The sequence below is a fragment of the Thermostichus sp. OS-CIW-26 genome (assembly GCF_054058395.1).
This window is the reverse complement of record NZ_JBSSAG010000013.1, coordinates 25,021-39,435: the sequence shown is the minus strand read 5'-3', so window position 1 is coordinate 39,435 and position 14,415 is coordinate 25,021. Positions and strand designations below refer to the sequence as shown.

The 14,415-nt window shown below is 59.3% G+C and carries 13 protein-coding genes; 7 read left to right on the top strand and 6 right to left on the bottom strand.

Going from position 1 to position 14,415, the window contains the following annotated elements; all coding sequences use genetic code 11:
* The first annotated feature begins 152 nt into the window (after positions 1 to 152).
* Positions 153 to 1,079 (top strand): D-isomer specific 2-hydroxyacid dehydrogenase family protein, encoded by a 927-nt coding sequence (locus tag ACVW0C_RS07310; RefSeq protein ID WP_414416498.1) that lies wholly within the window; start codon positions 153 to 155, stop codon positions 1,077 to 1,079.
* A 56-nt stretch (positions 1,080 to 1,135) separates the two neighbouring features.
* Here the strand turns inward: ACVW0C_RS07310 and ACVW0C_RS07305 are convergent, their stop codons facing one another.
* The 4 genes from ACVW0C_RS07305 to gltX form a co-directional block, all read right to left on the bottom strand.
* Positions 1,136 to 2,218, bottom strand: coding sequence for an isocitrate/isopropylmalate dehydrogenase family protein (locus ACVW0C_RS07305; protein ID WP_457384769.1), 1,083 nt, complete (start codon positions 2,216 to 2,218; stop codon positions 1,136 to 1,138).
* A gap of 177 nt (positions 2,219 to 2,395) precedes the next feature.
* Positions 2,396 to 2,692, bottom strand: coding sequence for an ATP-binding protein (locus ACVW0C_RS07300; protein WP_457384768.1), 297 nt, complete (start codon positions 2,690 to 2,692; stop codon positions 2,396 to 2,398).
* Complete coding sequence (locus ACVW0C_RS07295) at positions 2,623 to 3,816, bottom strand: RNA-guided endonuclease InsQ/TnpB family protein (protein WP_457384786.1); 1,194 nt, start codon at positions 3,814 to 3,816, stop codon at positions 2,623 to 2,625. Before ACVW0C_RS07295 ends, ACVW0C_RS07300 begins: the two co-directional genes overlap by 70 nt.
* A gap of 225 nt (positions 3,817 to 4,041) precedes the next feature.
* Positions 4,042 to 5,505 carry a glutamate--tRNA ligase gene (gene gltX / locus ACVW0C_RS07290; protein WP_457384767.1) on the bottom strand — a complete coding sequence of 488 codons (1,464 nt, stop codon included), beginning with the start codon at positions 5,503 to 5,505 and terminating at the stop codon, positions 4,042 to 4,044.
* Between the two features lie 234 nt (positions 5,506 to 5,739).
* On the opposite strand from gltX, the gene ACVW0C_RS07285 reads away from it, so the two are divergent.
* On the top strand, positions 5,740 to 6,090 hold the full coding sequence (locus ACVW0C_RS07285) for a hypothetical protein (RefSeq protein WP_011433285.1): 351 nt from the start codon (positions 5,740 to 5,742) through the stop codon (positions 6,088 to 6,090).
* 286 nt (positions 6,091 to 6,376) lie between these two features.
* Here the strand turns inward: ACVW0C_RS07285 and miaB are convergent, their stop codons facing one another.
* On the bottom strand, positions 6,377 to 7,711 hold the full coding sequence (gene miaB / locus ACVW0C_RS07280) for a tRNA (N6-isopentenyl adenosine(37)-C2)-methylthiotransferase MiaB (protein ID WP_457384766.1): 1,335 nt from the start codon (positions 7,709 to 7,711) through the stop codon (positions 6,377 to 6,379).
* A 118-nt stretch (positions 7,712 to 7,829) separates the two neighbouring features.
* Here miaB and ACVW0C_RS07275 point away from each other — a divergent pair, with 118 nt between their 5' ends.
* The 3 genes from ACVW0C_RS07275 (at position 7,830) to argB (ending at position 10,235) form a co-directional block, all read left to right on the top strand.
* Positions 7,830 to 8,264, top strand: a complete 435-nt coding sequence (locus ACVW0C_RS07275; RefSeq protein ID WP_414344770.1) for a BlaI/MecI/CopY family transcriptional regulator — start codon at positions 7,830 to 7,832, stop codon at positions 8,262 to 8,264.
* Positions 8,261 to 9,142: a M56 family metallopeptidase gene (locus ACVW0C_RS07270; protein WP_457384765.1), complete on the top strand. Its 882-nt coding sequence runs from the start codon at positions 8,261 to 8,263 to the stop codon at positions 9,140 to 9,142. Before ACVW0C_RS07275 ends, ACVW0C_RS07270 begins: the two co-directional genes overlap by 4 nt.
* Positions 9,143 to 9,296: 154 nt before the next feature.
* Entirely contained in the window at positions 9,297 to 10,235 is a 939-nt protein-coding gene (gene argB / locus ACVW0C_RS07265; RefSeq protein ID WP_414373667.1) for an acetylglutamate kinase, read from the top strand.
* Here argB and ACVW0C_RS07260 read toward each other — a convergent pair.
* On the bottom strand, positions 10,232 to 11,041 hold the full coding sequence (locus ACVW0C_RS07260; protein WP_457384764.1) for a hypothetical protein: 810 nt from the start codon (positions 11,039 to 11,041) through the stop codon (positions 10,232 to 10,234). The two genes, argB and ACVW0C_RS07260, sit on opposite strands and share 4 nt — an antisense overlap.
* A gap of 262 nt (positions 11,042 to 11,303) precedes the next feature.
* Here ACVW0C_RS07260 and ACVW0C_RS07255 point away from each other — a divergent pair, with 262 nt between their 5' ends.
* Together ACVW0C_RS07255 and ACVW0C_RS07250 are read left to right on the top strand one after the other, a co-directional pair.
* A complete protein-coding gene (locus ACVW0C_RS07255) occupies positions 11,304 to 12,515 on the top strand; it encodes an RNA-guided endonuclease InsQ/TnpB family protein (protein WP_457384763.1) in 1,212 nt (403 codons plus the stop codon).
* Positions 12,516 to 12,545: 30 nt separating this feature from the next.
* Positions 12,546 to 14,414: an ABC transporter ATP-binding protein gene (locus tag ACVW0C_RS07250; RefSeq protein WP_457384762.1), complete on the top strand. Its 1,869-nt coding sequence runs from the start codon at positions 12,546 to 12,548 to the stop codon at positions 14,412 to 14,414.
* The last annotated feature ends 1 nt before the right edge of the window (position 14,415 follow it).

The following is a 14,415-nucleotide window of genomic DNA, read 5'->3' as shown; positions in this document are numbered from 1 at the left end:
AATTTTCACCCTAGCGATCCTATGGAAGTGGCCCAGGATCCCTTTGGGATCCCTTAACACTCGATCACCGGTTTTTGCGGCTGCCCGTGCATGCCATCTCTCGCTCTGCCGACAGTATCCTGGCAAGGGGAAAGCCTTATCCAATGGTTCCTATGGGCATCCAAGGCAAACGCATTGCCGTCGAACCCGGCCATCTTCGCCCCTGGCTCAAAGAGGCTGTTTTGGCAGGGGGTGGCGAAATTGTGCCCCTGGCAGAAGCAGAAGCCTTGGTCTGGGCCGATGCCTTTGATGTGCCTGGCCTGAAGCGTTGTCTGGCGGAAGGGAAAGGGATCCGCTGGGTGCAGCTGCCCTGGGCAGGGGTAGAGCCTTTTGTCCGGGCAGGGGTTTTGCATCCTGCCTATGTGTGGACTTGTGGCAAGGGAGTCTATGCTCAACCGGTGGCAGAACATGCCTTGGCCTTGACCTTGGCCGGCTTGCGCGACTTGAAGATCCGCGCCTTGGCCCAAACGTGGCAGGAAGGCTCCGGTACCAGCCTCTGGGGCAGCCGCGTGGTCATTTTTGGGGCCGGGGGCATCGCCCAAGAGTTGATCAAGCTGTTGCAGCCTTTTCAGTGCTCCATCGACGTGGTGCGTCGCAAGGCGGATCCCTTGCCGGGGGCCACGCGGGTGGTGACACTCGCGGAACGGCAAACGGTGTTGGCAGGGGCAGATGTGGTGATCCTGGCTTTGGCCCTCACGCCGGAAACCGAGGGGATCATCGCCCAAGCTGAGTTGGAGCAGATGGGATCCCAGTGCTGGCTGGTGAATGTGGCGCGAGGCAAGCACATCGTGACCTCCGACTTGGTGGCCGCCCTGCAGCAGGGGGTCATTCGCGGGGCCGCCTTGGATGTCACGGATCCCGAGCCCCTACCGGATGGGCATCCCCTCTGGAGCTTGCCCAACTGCCTGATTACCCCCCACACTGCTCTTACCGATGCCATGATTGTCCCAGCCCTCTCTAAGCGGGTGCGAGAAAATGTGCGGCGCTTCCGGGCCGGGGATCCCTTGCTGGGGGTGGTGGATCCGGTTTTGGGGTATTGAGTCCTCTAGCCCCCCTCCCTTGGGGAGCCTGGGATCAGAACATTTGACGCCAAACCCTACTGCGAAGCCATCTCCCGCACGCGGGCAGCAATGGCCTCTGCCATCTCCTGAGTGCCGACGGGATCCCCTGTGGCCAGGTCATAGGTGACCTGCTTGCCCTCGGCGATCACCGCCTGCACCGCCGCCTCCACCCTTGCGGCAGCCTCCCGCTCTCCTAGGTAGCGCAGCATCATCGCCCCGGAGAGGATCAGAGCGCAGGGGTTGACTTTGTTTTGGCCGGCATATTTGGGAGCAGAGCCGTGAATGGCCTCAAAAACCGCAATGCCGTCGCCGATGTTGGCCCCCGGCGCCACCCCCAGCCCGCCGATCATCCCCGCGCACAAGTCGGAAATGATGTCCCCATAGAGGTTGGTGAGCACCAGCACATCGTAGAGCTGCGGCTTTTGCATCAGTTGCATGCACATGTTGTCCACGATGCGATCTTCAAACTCGATGTCGGGATACTCCTGGGCCACCTCCCGCGCCACCCGCAGAAACAAGCCATCGGTGAATTTCATGATGTTGGCTTTGTGCACTGCCGTCACCTTCTTGCGGCCATTCTGGCGGGCGTACTCAAAGGCAAATTTGACAATGCGGCGGCTGCCGAAGTCCGAAATGGGCTTGATGCCGATGGCGGATCCCTCGCGGATGGGTTTGCCGGAGAGGCGCATCATTTCCTCCCGCGCTTGGATGGCTTCCGGCGTGCCCCGTTCAAACTCGATCCCGGCATAGAGATCTTCAGTATTTTCCCGCACCACCACTAGGTCAATGTCTTGAAAAGGGCTTTTGACACCGAGCATGGATTTGGCCGGGCGCAGATTGGCGTAGAGATCCAGCTCCTTGCGAATGGCTACGTTGACCGAACGAAAGCCAGTACCTACGGGAGTGCCAATCGGCCCTTTGATCGCCACTTTGGTTTCCCGAATGGACTCCAACACCTGGGGTGGCAAGGGGGTGCCGTATTTCTCGATCACCTCCACTCCTGCTTCTACCGGGATCCATTCGAACCGAACCCCAGTAGCCTCCAAGACCGTGGTCATCGCCTTGGCCACTTCCGGGCCGATGCCATCCCCAGGGATCAAAGTCACACGATAGGCCACAGATGCTTCTCCTCGCAGTGTTAACGACAGCGCAAAAACTCCGCCTTGCCAGCGTGAGAGGATCCCCTACAAACGGGTCAGACAACCGGGGATCCGTTGAGCTTAAACGACTATAGAACAGGTTGAGACCGAAAATGCTGCGTCTGCTACCTTGAAAAGACTGGGCTGGGGACAAGATTAGGAACTCGGCGGCAAAGAGATCCGCAGTTCCACCACTGTGCCACTGCCAAAGCGGCGATTACGCCAAGCAATGCTTGCCCCGATCAACTCGGCTCGGTAGCGCATGTTGAGCAACCCGTGTCCATGGCCAGACGGCTGGGCGGGATCCACCCCACTCTTGGACGCCGGCATACCACAGCCATCGTCGATGATCTTCAGCTCCAAGTGGGTGTAGGGAGCGTAAACTACTCGACCCTGACTGCTTCGCAGTACAGGGCGGGCTTTCGGTAGCCCTGCAGTTGGCAAGCCAACCACGAACCTCTAGGCTGGTTTACGACAGCCCCCAAGAGCGCAATCACATTCGCACCATTCAAATCCGCATCCCCTTCCCATCCACAGTGCCCACACTTGAACGACTTGCCACTGCGGTAGGATTGCGCAGGATCGGGATGGATGTGTAAACACTTGTGACAGGTCTGCGACGTGTAGGCGGGCGGCACAAGAATCAGAGAAACCCCTGCAACCCTCGCCTTGTACTCCAGAAACTGACGTAGTTGGTAGAACGCCCAACTGTTGGTCCTACGCCGCTCGGCTTTGCTGCGTGGCTGTTGATTGACCCTTTCCCGGATCCCTGTCAGGTCTTCCAGAGCAATAGCGCTGTTGGTAGCTTTTGCCCTAGAGACAATAGCTTTGGAGATGCGATGATTGACCCACGCTTGAAAGCGCCTCTCCTTGCCAGACAGCCGTTGCAGCAGTTCTCTGCATCTGCGCCGCGAACTGCGTGTGCCCTTACTGGCTTTGCGTTGGAGTGCCGCCCTCAGTCGGGAGTAGTGGTCGCGGACTCTGTTCAGCTGCTGTCCATTCCAGTTGTCCCCCTCTGACGTATGGGCGATATCCGTCCTTCCCAAGTCCACCCCGATCACCCTGTCGGTATCTTGTTGCTTGGGTGGCTTTTCCTCTACGCAAATCTGGATGTAGTAGGAGCCATCCTTCCGCTGGACTAGGGTGGCCGATTTGGGGTTAGAGCCAGCCAGCATCCCACGCTGGTAGTTACCAATGGCTAGCTCAAAGCGTTCTCTCCCTTCCACCGTGGTCAGCGACACCGTCCAGTCTTTTTGACGGAACGAGAAGATGCGTGCGTCGTAGGTAACGAACCCACGCTTGAACTCTTTAACCGGACGGTTGCGCTGTCTCGCCACTTTGCGAGCGCCTGCCACCCGTCTGCACACCTGTTGAGCCAAGTTACTGGACAAGCCGAATCGGGCTCGAATCTCGTAGTAGCAAAGGGATTGCAACTTGACCGCGTTGACGATCTTCTCCGGCGTGTTCTGGTTGACCCAGTTCAATGCCTGCACAAAGACATCCATCGTCGCGTCCAATTTGGCGGCTTGCGACTGGGACGCCTTGAGCTTACAGGAGACGGTCAGGACTTGGCTCATAAGTTCATTGTACTTCATCAAAGCGCATTCCTCCCGGCACTGACCCTACGGGTACAGTGCGGGGCTCCTGCGATTTCTAGCTGAGAAGAGAGCAGCACCAGTTCTTGGACAATTTGGTTTGCAGCCTGTAGCTGGCCTAGCAGCATGGGATCCCGATTGCGGCAGCGGTGCGGAGCACTTTCAACAGAGGCAACCGAAGGCATGACAGCAAGAGATGGGCTTCCATCAACAAGGAACCAACTTCTGCACAGCCTCTAACCGCCCCAAAGCCCAGCCCCGCCGCTGCAGAAGCGCAAAAGATTGCAGCAAATCCGGCCCCTGCAGATCCCCTGTCAGGGCGGCCCGCAAACTCTTCATCAGCAGGCCCTTTTTCATGTTCTGGGCTTTGGCCACCTGATCCACCAGCGGCTTCAAGCTGTCCACCATTCGCGTCAGCGGGACGGAGTCGTTAACCTGAGGCAGCTCGGCAGCAGCCAGCGTGGCAGCCATAGCAGCCATAGCCTCTGCCACCCCAGGCAGGCGCAACTGTTCCAGAGCTGGCAACGTGTAGCTGAGGGGCTCCTGAAACAAAAAGCGGCTGAGCGGAGGAGCCTCTGCCAGGCGGTCGATACCATCGGCAATCAGGCGGGCCACATCTTCCAACCAGGTGGGATCCGGCACTCCGGAAAGGTCAAACCCTGCCGCCTGCCAAAAGGGGGTGAGCCGTTCTACCAGTTCTGGCGGAGAAAGCCGCTTGATGTACTGGCTGTTGATCCAGTTGAGTTTGTCCCAGTCAAAGCGGGCAGCCGCACGGTTAACCCGGTCAAAGTCGAACAGCGCAGCCGCCTTTTCCAAAGAGAAAAGCTCTTCCCCATCCGGGGGCGACCAACTGAGCAAAGCCAAATAGTTCTTGAGAGCTTCCGGCAAAAAGCCCAGTTGCTGGAACTCTGCTACCGAAGTTGCCCCATCCCGTTTGGAGAGCTTTTTCCCTTCCGGGTTCAGGATTAAAGGAGAATGGGCGAACTGGGGAGGTTCGTAGCCAAGAGCGCGGTAGAGCAAAATCTGCTTGGGGGTATTGCCGATGTGATCTTCGCCGCGAATCACATGGGTGATGCCCATGTCAATATCATCCACCACCACCGCCAAGTTGTAGAGAGGGTAGCCATCCGCTCGGGCAATGACCATGTCTCCTCCCAAATCCTGGGTGTTCCAGGTAATGGGGCCGCGGATGAGATCCACCCAAGACACTTCCAGGGGCTCCTCGATTTTGAAGCGGATCACCGGCTGCCGACCCTCGGCTTCGTAGGCTCGTCGCTGGGCTTCGGTGAGAAAGCGGTGGCGGTTGTCGTAGCGGGGGGCTTTGCCGGCGGCCTTCTGGGCAGCGCGCATCTCCTCCAGCTCCGCCTCGCTGACATAGCAGCGGTAGGCCAGCCCTTGATCTAGAAGCTGCTGCACCACTGCTTGGTAGCGCTCGATGCGCTTGGATTGGTAGATCGGCCCTTCATCCCAGTCCAGACCCAACCAGGCCAGGCCTGCCAAAATATTGCGGGTGTAACGGGGCAAAGAGCGATCGCGATCGGTGTCCTCAATGCGCAAAATGAACCGGCCACCGTGGCGACGGGCATACAGCCAGTTGAACACTGCCGTCCGGGCGGTGCCGATGTGCAGATTTCCAGTTGGACTGGGGGCAAGGCGAACACAAACACTCACAGGCTGAAGGCTCCCAAGCAGAGCATCCTGATCCTAGTCGGCGGCGAGATCCTTTGTCATGTTGGCCCTCCATTGGGTTGCAGGCGGTTGCCAATTGAGGCATTTCGAGTAGAATCCGCTCTAGCCGCCGGTCAAAAGGTAGGCTGCACGGGGATCAAGGTTGATTGGCAACGTCCAACCCCCCCTTTTTTCCGGTGTTGAGGAAAAGCTGTAGCGCAGGAGGAATCCCAGCACATGCGTCTGACTTTGGCCATTCTTCTGGGTTGTCTGTCCGCCGGGATCCCGATTGGATCCGCCTTGGCCCAAATTGCCTATCCTTCCTATCCGGTGGGAGATGCCCTGGATAGGATCCTGTTGGATACAGGCAGGAATGTGGATCCGGTCATTTTCCCTGAGGAGGTGGTGCGCTCCCAGGCCCGGCAGACCACCGCCTTCTTCACCACGCTGCTGAACCAACGCACCAACATCCCACCCCTGCGCTCGCTAGATTTGCCCAGTCCCTATCAGGCTTCGGTTCGTACCCAGGCCGGGTACTACCGCGTGACCCAGACAGAGCCCGTTTTGGATTTTGAAATCTTGCGCTAGGCAGGGCAGGTATTCGGGGCCTGTTCCAGCGCCGGCCTGTTGCTGTTGCCAAAACGTTGTGTATGAAGCTCCGTTCTACTGCTGCGCGGAAGAAAGCTAGCTAGGGCGGTGGTTGTGCCCTGGTCGGCGTGGCGGAAAGGGCAGTGACTGCCTGGCGGTTGCCTTAAAGCTGTTCACCCAGGAGGGCATGGTTTTTCTCAGCGAAACAGCTCCCTGGAGAGGCGCTCCGCCGGCGCAATCGGACAAGAGGGAACTGGGGAAAGTTGTGTTTGTGAGAGCCTTCATCCTATGGCCCGCTCGCGCGGACGGTAACTGCCTCTCCGGTCAGCGAAAAAGCTCGCGTGGCGGTAATGCGCACCGGCACCAGGGATCCCTGCAGTTGCTCCGGATTCCCTTCAAAGAACACCAAGCGATTGCCGCGGGTACGCCCCATCGCCTGGCGGGGGTTTTTCGGGTTGGGGCCTTCCACCAGCACCTCTTGCACCTGGCCTAAGAGTCGGGCGCTGCGAGCGGCAGCCACCTCGGCCACCAGTCGGTTCAGCCGTTGCAGGCGGTCGCTTTTTTCCTCTTCAGGCACCTGGTCGGGCCACTCGGCGGCAGGGGTGCCGGGACGGGGGGAGTAGGCAGCAGTGTTCACTTGGTCAAAGCCAATGTCCTGCACCAGTTGCAGGGTTTCTTGGAACTGAGCTTCGGTCTCTCCCGGAAAGCCGACAATGGCATCGGCGCTGATGGCGGCTTCGGGCATGTATTGGCGGATGAGCTGGATGATCTGGCGATAGCGCTCGTGGGTGTAGCCGCGCCGCATCCGCTTGAGCACTTCGTTGCTGCCCGCCTGGAAGGGAATGTGGAAGTGCTCGCAGACTTTGGGCAGCTCGGCGCAGGTGGCGATCAGCTCCTCGGTAAAGTAGCGCGGGTGGCTGGTGGCAAAGCGAATCCGTTCAATACCTTCCACCGAATGGACGAAGCGCAACAAGCTGGCCAGGTTGGTTTTCGGATCCAGATCCCGTCCGTAGGCGTCGATGTTCTGCCCCAGCAACGTCACCTCGCGGTAGCCCGCTCTGGCCACGTCTTCGATTTCGGCGCGAATGGCCTGGGGCTGTCGGGACTGCTCTTGCCCTCGCACCCGCGGCACGATGCAGTAGGTGCAGCGCTCGTTGCAACCGTAGATGACATTGATCCAAGCAGTGACCTGGCTGTCGCGGCGGGGCTTGGTGATGTCTTCTGGGATCTCAACCGGCTCGGTGGCCACCACCTGGTTTCCGGCTTCCACCTGCGCCAGCAAATCCCCAAGGCGGTTCACGTACTGGGGGCCCATGACCAGATCCAGCTCAGGGACGCGGCGCAACAATTTCTCCCCCTCTTGCTGGGCCACACAGCCGGCCACGATCAGCTTGATGGCCGGGTTCTTGCGCTTGCGCTGTGCCTGGATGCCCAGGTAGGAATAGACCTTTTGCTCAGCATTGTCGCGGATGGTGCAGGTGTTGTAGAGAACTAAGTCCGCCTGCAACTCATCTTCGGTGGCCACATACCCCAGGGACTCCAGGATCCCGGCCATGCGCTCGGTATCGGCGCGGTTCATTTGGCAGCCGAAGGTGATGGTGTAATAGGTGGGAGCAGCCATGGGAAGTAACAGCACAAAGAACCACCATCTTCGAGCTTAGCGGATCCTTAAAAATGGCTGAGGGGTTTGAGACTGCAACGGTTAGTCTAGATAAAAGTTCCTACACCGGCAAAGGCTCATGTTGCCCAAGCATCGTCCCAAGCAACTGTCGCTGGGCCCTCTGGAATCGGAAATCTTGGAGATCCTCTGGGATCTGGGCAGCGCCAGCACCCGTCAAATCCACGAGCGCATCTTGGCCGATCCGGATCGGGAGCTGGCCTATGCCTCTGTGACTACAGTTTTGCAGCGCTTAAGCCAGAAGGGCTGGGTGAGCTGTGAGCGCCGCACCGATCCCCAAGGGCGGAATCTGCCCATGCTGTGGCGGCCTCGTCTTTCGCGTCAGGAAGCGGCCAGCCTCAGGGCCTTCACCCACCTGCAGCAGTTTTTGGCCGTGGGGGATCCCGATACGGTGGCAGCCTTTGCCGATAGCCTGGATCAGGCCAGTGTGTCCCAGTTGCAGGCGATTGCCGAACGGCTGCGGGCGGCCCGTCAAGCCAGGAGGGATCCGCGATGAGCCACTTGGGCATGTTATTGCTGGGCTTGGGCCTCAGTTGGCTGTGGCGGGTGCAAGTGCGCCTGGATAAGGGGGGCGGGTGGAGCCGACGTTGGCAGCGGGCTTGGATCCACTTCTTGCTGCCCCCGCTGCTGTTGCTGACCACTGCTTTGGCCTTGGCCTGGATGGGGCCGTGGGGACAAATGGCCGGGGTGGGGGGCTGGTTCTGCTACGGCTGTGCTCTGCTGTTGCTGGCCGTGGCCGGCGGCGTGGCCTTGCACTGGATTTGGGAATACTGGCGCTCCTATCGACGTGCCCATCTGCAAGCTCTGGCCCAGGTGGATTTGCATGGCTCTCCGGCCTATGTGCTGGATTTGGAGATCCCTTTTGCTGCTCAAGTGGGGGTGTGGAATGCCCAGTTGGTGGTCAGCCGCGGCCTGCTGGAGCAGTTGGATGATGAGCACTTGCGGGCTGTAATCGCTCACGAAGAAGCCCATCGCCACTACCGCGACACCCTCTGGATGTTTGGGGTGGGCTGGCTGCGACGCCTCACCGGCTGGCTGCCCAACACCGAGGCCCTCTGGCAGGAATTGCTCACTCTGCGGGAACTGCGGGCGGATCGCTGGGCGGCCCAACGGGTGGATCCCTTGCTGTTGGGAGAGGCCCTGCTGCAGGTGGTGGGCTATGGCGTGGTGGAGCAACCGGCGGCGGCCTGGGTTGGCTTTGCAATGACCGTGAGTTCGGACTCAGGGCAACGGCTGCAGGAGCGTATCGATGCCCTGCTGCAGCAGGCAGAGTCAGGGCCCGTCGATCCCCCGCCCCATTTTTCTTTAATTCGGGGTTGGGCCTGGTTGGGGTTGTCCCTGTTGCCTTTGCTGGCGATCCCGTTCCATACCTGAAGATTGACGGCGATTCCTCAACCAAATTGTCCTTGGGTTGGGGAAGCGAGCTTGAAAAAAAACCACCAGTTGACGCCCAAAGCCTGAGATCTGCTTTGCAAGCAGAATGGGATACTCTAGGTCAGGTTTTCTGGACTTCTAGGGACTTACAGCAGTGCAAACCAACTCTTCCCTTTCTGAGGCGACCGGGTCGGCGTGTGATCCCCTTACGCGGGCGCAGATCCTCATCGAGGCTTTACCCTACATTCAGCAGTACCAGGGCCGCGTTATTGTCATCAAATACGGCGGCGCAGCCATGGTGCACCAAGAGCGACGGGCCGAGGTGCTCCGAGACATCGTCTTTCTGGCCTGTGTGGGGATCCGCCCGGTGTTGGTGCATGGGGGGGGGCCGGAGATCAACAGTTGGCTACAAAAACTGGACATTCCCTTCAAGTTTGTAGATGGCTTGCGGGTTACCGATGCCGCCACCATGGAAGTAGTGGAGATGGTGTTGGTGGGCAAGGTCAACAAGCAGATCGTCCAGCTCATCAGCTTGGCCGGCGGATCGGCGGTGGGGCTGTGCGGGCGGGATGGCAACTTGATCAAAGCGCGATCCCAGGGCCGGGCAGAGATCGGCTTTGTTGGGGAAGTGAGCAGTATCAACCCCCAGTTGCTGCAAACCCTATTGGAAGGTGGACAGATTCCGGTGATCTCCAGTGTGGCTGCCGATGAGACGGGCCAAGCCTACAACATCAACGCCGATACGGTGGCGGGAGAACTGGCGGCTGCTCTGGGGGCAGAAAAGCTGATTTTGCTCACCGACACCCCTGGCATTCTCAAAGATCCTCAGGATCGCAGCTCTCTGATTACGTTGCTGGATATCGAGACGGCTCGCCAGTTGATCCAAGCCGGTGTCGTCAAGGGCGGCATGATCCCGAAGGTGCAGTGTTGCATTCGCGCCTTGGCACAAGGGGTACGGGCAGCCCACATTCTGGATGGGGGATCCCCTCACTCTCTACTGCTGGAGATTTTGACCGATGCCGGGGTGGGCACCAAGCTTGTTCCTTCTCAGTTTTCCGCTCAGTTGGAAGGACTGAACAACGGATCCCGCTAGGCTTCCTTGATGAAGCGCAGGATCTCCCGCACATGGCCGAGAAATTGGCTATCCACACTGAGCTGAGTCACAGCTTGGCGGGTCTCTTGGCGCAGTTGGCTGTGCTCCAGCTCGTTGCTGGCCCGCAACTGTTCCAGTTGGGCCTTGAGCGCGGCCAGCTCCTGCCGTAGGTAGCGCCGGGTTTCTTCCTCCTGTTGGGCCCAAGAGCCAGGTTTGCCGGGATCCCATTGCTCCTGCAACTGCTCGACTTGGCGCTGCAACTGCTCTAGTCGTTCCGCCAGCTCGAGGGCATCTTCGCGAGGGATCTGGATTTGCCCTTGCAACTGGGCCAAGCGGTCGGCCAAATACTCGTAGCCCCGGATGGCCGGGCGCAGAGCCGTTAACAACACCGCAGCCACGGCGCTGGGGTAGCCAATGGGGGTGACTTGCCCAACGGCCAAGCCATAGAAAGCTAGAGCCGACAGCCCATGCAGGGCAATGGCCACGCGCAACGACCAGCGGCTGAGCTTTTGTAGGAAAGCCAAGGTTGAATCTTCCACCGGGATCCCTCGTTCCTGAGACACGACCGCCTCCTGCTGAACGGCCTTGGCCTGAAAGTAGAGGTTCCAGGGAAGGGTGACGATCACCACCAGCCACCAAAAGCTGGCGATCCCAATGGCCCAATCGGCCAGCTCCCCAATAGGTAGCCCAAAAGCCCGCAGCAGGACAAACAGGATCCCACCGCCAATCAACAACACCAGCCCCGCCACCCAAACTGGGAAAAAGATTTTCGAGTAAGACACGGAGTAAGAGGTTGAGTAAGACATTGCCGGTTTCTCCTCATCAAGCTGCCTACAGCCTGCCCGAACCGAGCGGCCAGAAGCTCCTGAAGCGGCCAGTTTTCCGTCCGTCCCAGAGCCATTAGGGGTGCAGCTATAGCCATTCCCAATGGCGAGGAAACCCTTGCGGATCCCAAACTCCCTCTCCCTCAGGGAGAGCGCTTAGAGTAGATCAGCTAGAAATCGCAGGAGCCCCGCACTGTACCCGTAGGGTCAGTGCCGGGAGGAATGCGGAAGTCACAATAGAACCATGACCCAAGTCCTGACCGTCTCCTGCAAGCTCAAGGTGTCCCAGTCGCAAGCCGCCAAATTGGACGCGACTTTGGAGGCTTTTGGCCAAGCCTTGAACTGGGTCAACCAGAACACGCCGGAGAAAGTCGCCAACGCCGTTAAGCTCCAGTCTCTGTGCTACCGCGAAATCCGTGCCCGGTTCGGCTTGTCCAGTAACTTGGCTCAGCAGGTCTGCAGACGGCTGGCCGGCGCCCGTAAAGTTGCCCAACAGAAAAACCGTCCGGTCAAAGCGTTCAAGAGAGGCTTTGCGACCTACGATGCCCGTATCTTTTCGTTTCGCGAGAAAGACTGGACGGTGTCGCTGACCACGGTGGAGGGTCGAGAGCGCTTTGAGCTGGCGATTGGCCGTTACCAGAGAGAACAGTTGGCAGGCTCCAATCCCAAATCTGCCACTCTGGTCAAGCGCAAAGACGGCTCCTACTCTATTCAGATCTGCGTGGAAGCGGAGCCATCCCCGCCGCAACGCACGGGCAGAGTGCTGGGGGTGGACTTGGGAAGGACGGATATTGCTCATACATCGGAAGGAGATAACTGGAATGGACAGCAGTTGAACAAAGTCCGAGACCATCACTCGCGGTTGAGGGCGGTACTTCAACGCAAAGCCAGTAAGGGCACCCGCAGTTCGCGGCGCAGATGCAGAGAACTGTTGCAACGGCTGTCTGGCAAGGAAAGACGCTTTCAGGCGTGGGTCAATCATCGCATCTCCAAAGCTATTGTCTCTAGGGCAAAGGCGACAAACAGCGCTATCGCCCTGGAAGACCTGACAGGGATCCGGGAGCGCATCAACCAACAACCCCGCAGTAAAACTGAACGGCGCAGGGCCAACAGTTGGGCGTTTTATCAACTCCGTCAATTTTTGGAGTACAAGGCTCTGCGTGCAGGGGTTGCTTTGATTCTGGTGCCGCCTGCCTACACGTCGCAGACCTGCCACCGGTGTTTGCACATTCATCCCGACCCTGCGCAATCCTACCGCAGTGGAAAGAAGTTTAAGTGTGGACACTGTGGATGGGAAGGGGATGCGGATTTGAATGGTGCGAATGTGATTGCGCTTTTGGGGGCTGTCGTAAACCAGCCTAGAGGTTCGTGGTTGGCTTGCCAACTGCAGGGCTACCGAAAGCCCGCTCCGTACCGCTTTAGCGGTCGGAGTCGGGTAGTTTACTGCTCTCTATGAGTTGTCTTTGTTGTTCTCGGGTGTAAGCCTGTGAGCCTTGCCGCCTCTCCCCCCGATACCGATTTAAGTAGGGATCCCCGCCCTCGGCGAGAAAGCGATTGGCGGCTGCTGCGGCTCCTCTGGCCCTACGCCCGTCGGCACCTGAAGCTACTGTTGGCCGCCTTGGCCTTTCTGCCTCCCTTGGCGCTGGCGGATGCGGTGCAGCCCTTGATTCTGCAGCGGGCTCTGGATGGCCCCATTGCCCGATCGCTGGAACGAGGTGAGGCCGGGATCCTCGCCGACCTTTGGCCCTATGTGGGTCTGTTGATCCTGACGGTGCTGGTTCGCTGGCTCTTTCAAGCCCTGGAAGGGTATGTCAGCCAAAAGCTGGGGCAATTGATGACTCGCGACATCCGCGACGATCTCTTCGCCCACATTCTGGCCTTGCCGGCTCAGTTTTTCGACCGCACCCCGGTGGGTAAGTTGATCACCCGCATCACCAACGATGTGGAAGCCTTGGGGGATGTCTTTTCCACCGGTGCCGTCGGCATTGTCAGCGACCTGTTTACCCTGGGGGTGATCGCGGTGGTCATGCTCAGCCAACGCTGGGATCTGGGCTTGCTGCTGATCTTGATCGTCCTGCCCATCAGCGCCGTTGTCCTCGAGTTGCAGCGCCGCTTTCGCGATGCCAACTTTCGCGTGCGCGAAGAACTCTCCAAACTGAACTCCTGGATCCAGGAGAACATCTTGGGCATTGTCGTTGTGCAACTGTTTCGCCGGGAGCGGTTGAACAGCGAGATTTTTCAAACCATAAACCGCCGCTACATCCAGGAAGTGGATCAAACCATCCTCTATGATTCTGCCCTTTCTGCCGTTTTGGAGTGGGTGTCTTGGCTGGCCGTGGCGGCTTTGCTCTGGGTGGGCGGGCAGCAGGTGATGTCAGCCGGTAGGGGCTCACTTGGAGGGGGATGGACGGGATCCCTGCCCCTGCCCGGGGAACCCCTCACCTTTGGCAGCCTCTACGCCTTTATTCTCTTTTCGCAACGGTTTTTCAACCCGCTGCGGCAGTTGGCCGAAAAGTTTACGGCCCTACAGGCGGGGTTCACCGCCGTCGAGCGCATCGACGCCATCCTCAGCCTGCCGGTCGCCATCCGGGATCCCGCTCAGCCCCGCCACCTACCCCCCGATGCCAGAGGAGAGGTGCAGTTTGAGCACGTCTGGTTTGCCTACAACCCCGGGGAGTGGGTGCTCAAAGACCTCACCTTCACCATCCGCCCCGGAGAAAAAGTGGCCCTGGTGGGGCCCACGGGAGCCGGGAAAAGCTCCATCATTCGCTTGCTCTGCCGCCTCTATAACGTAACCCACGGCTCCATTCGCATCGACGGTGTCGATATTCGCGATCTCCCCCAAGCCGAGCTGCACCGCCACCTAGGGGTAATTCTGCAGGATGGATTCTTATTTTCCGGGGATATCCAGCAAAACATCACCCTAGGAGAGAAGGCAGATCTAGCGGCAGTGGAGCAGGTCGCCCGCCAACTCAACCTGCATGACTTCCTCCGCAATTTGCCCCAAGGCTACGCCACCCCTGTGCGAGAGCGGGGCAGCAACCTCTCCAGCGGCCAGAAACAGCTTATCAGCTTTGTGCGGGCCATGTGGCGGGATCCCAAAATCTTGGTTTTGGACGAAGCCACCGCCAGCCTGGATGTGGGCACCGAAGCCCTCCTGCAATCCGCTCTAGACACCCTGCTGCGGGATCGCACCGCCCTGATCATCGCCCACCGCCTTTCCACCATCCGCGATGTGGATCGCATCTTGGTTCTGCAGCGGGGGGAACTCAAAGAGCAGGGATCCCATGCCGAGCTCATGGCCCTCAGCGGGCTCTATGCCAGCCTCTATCGGCTGCAAGATCTGGGCGGCTAGC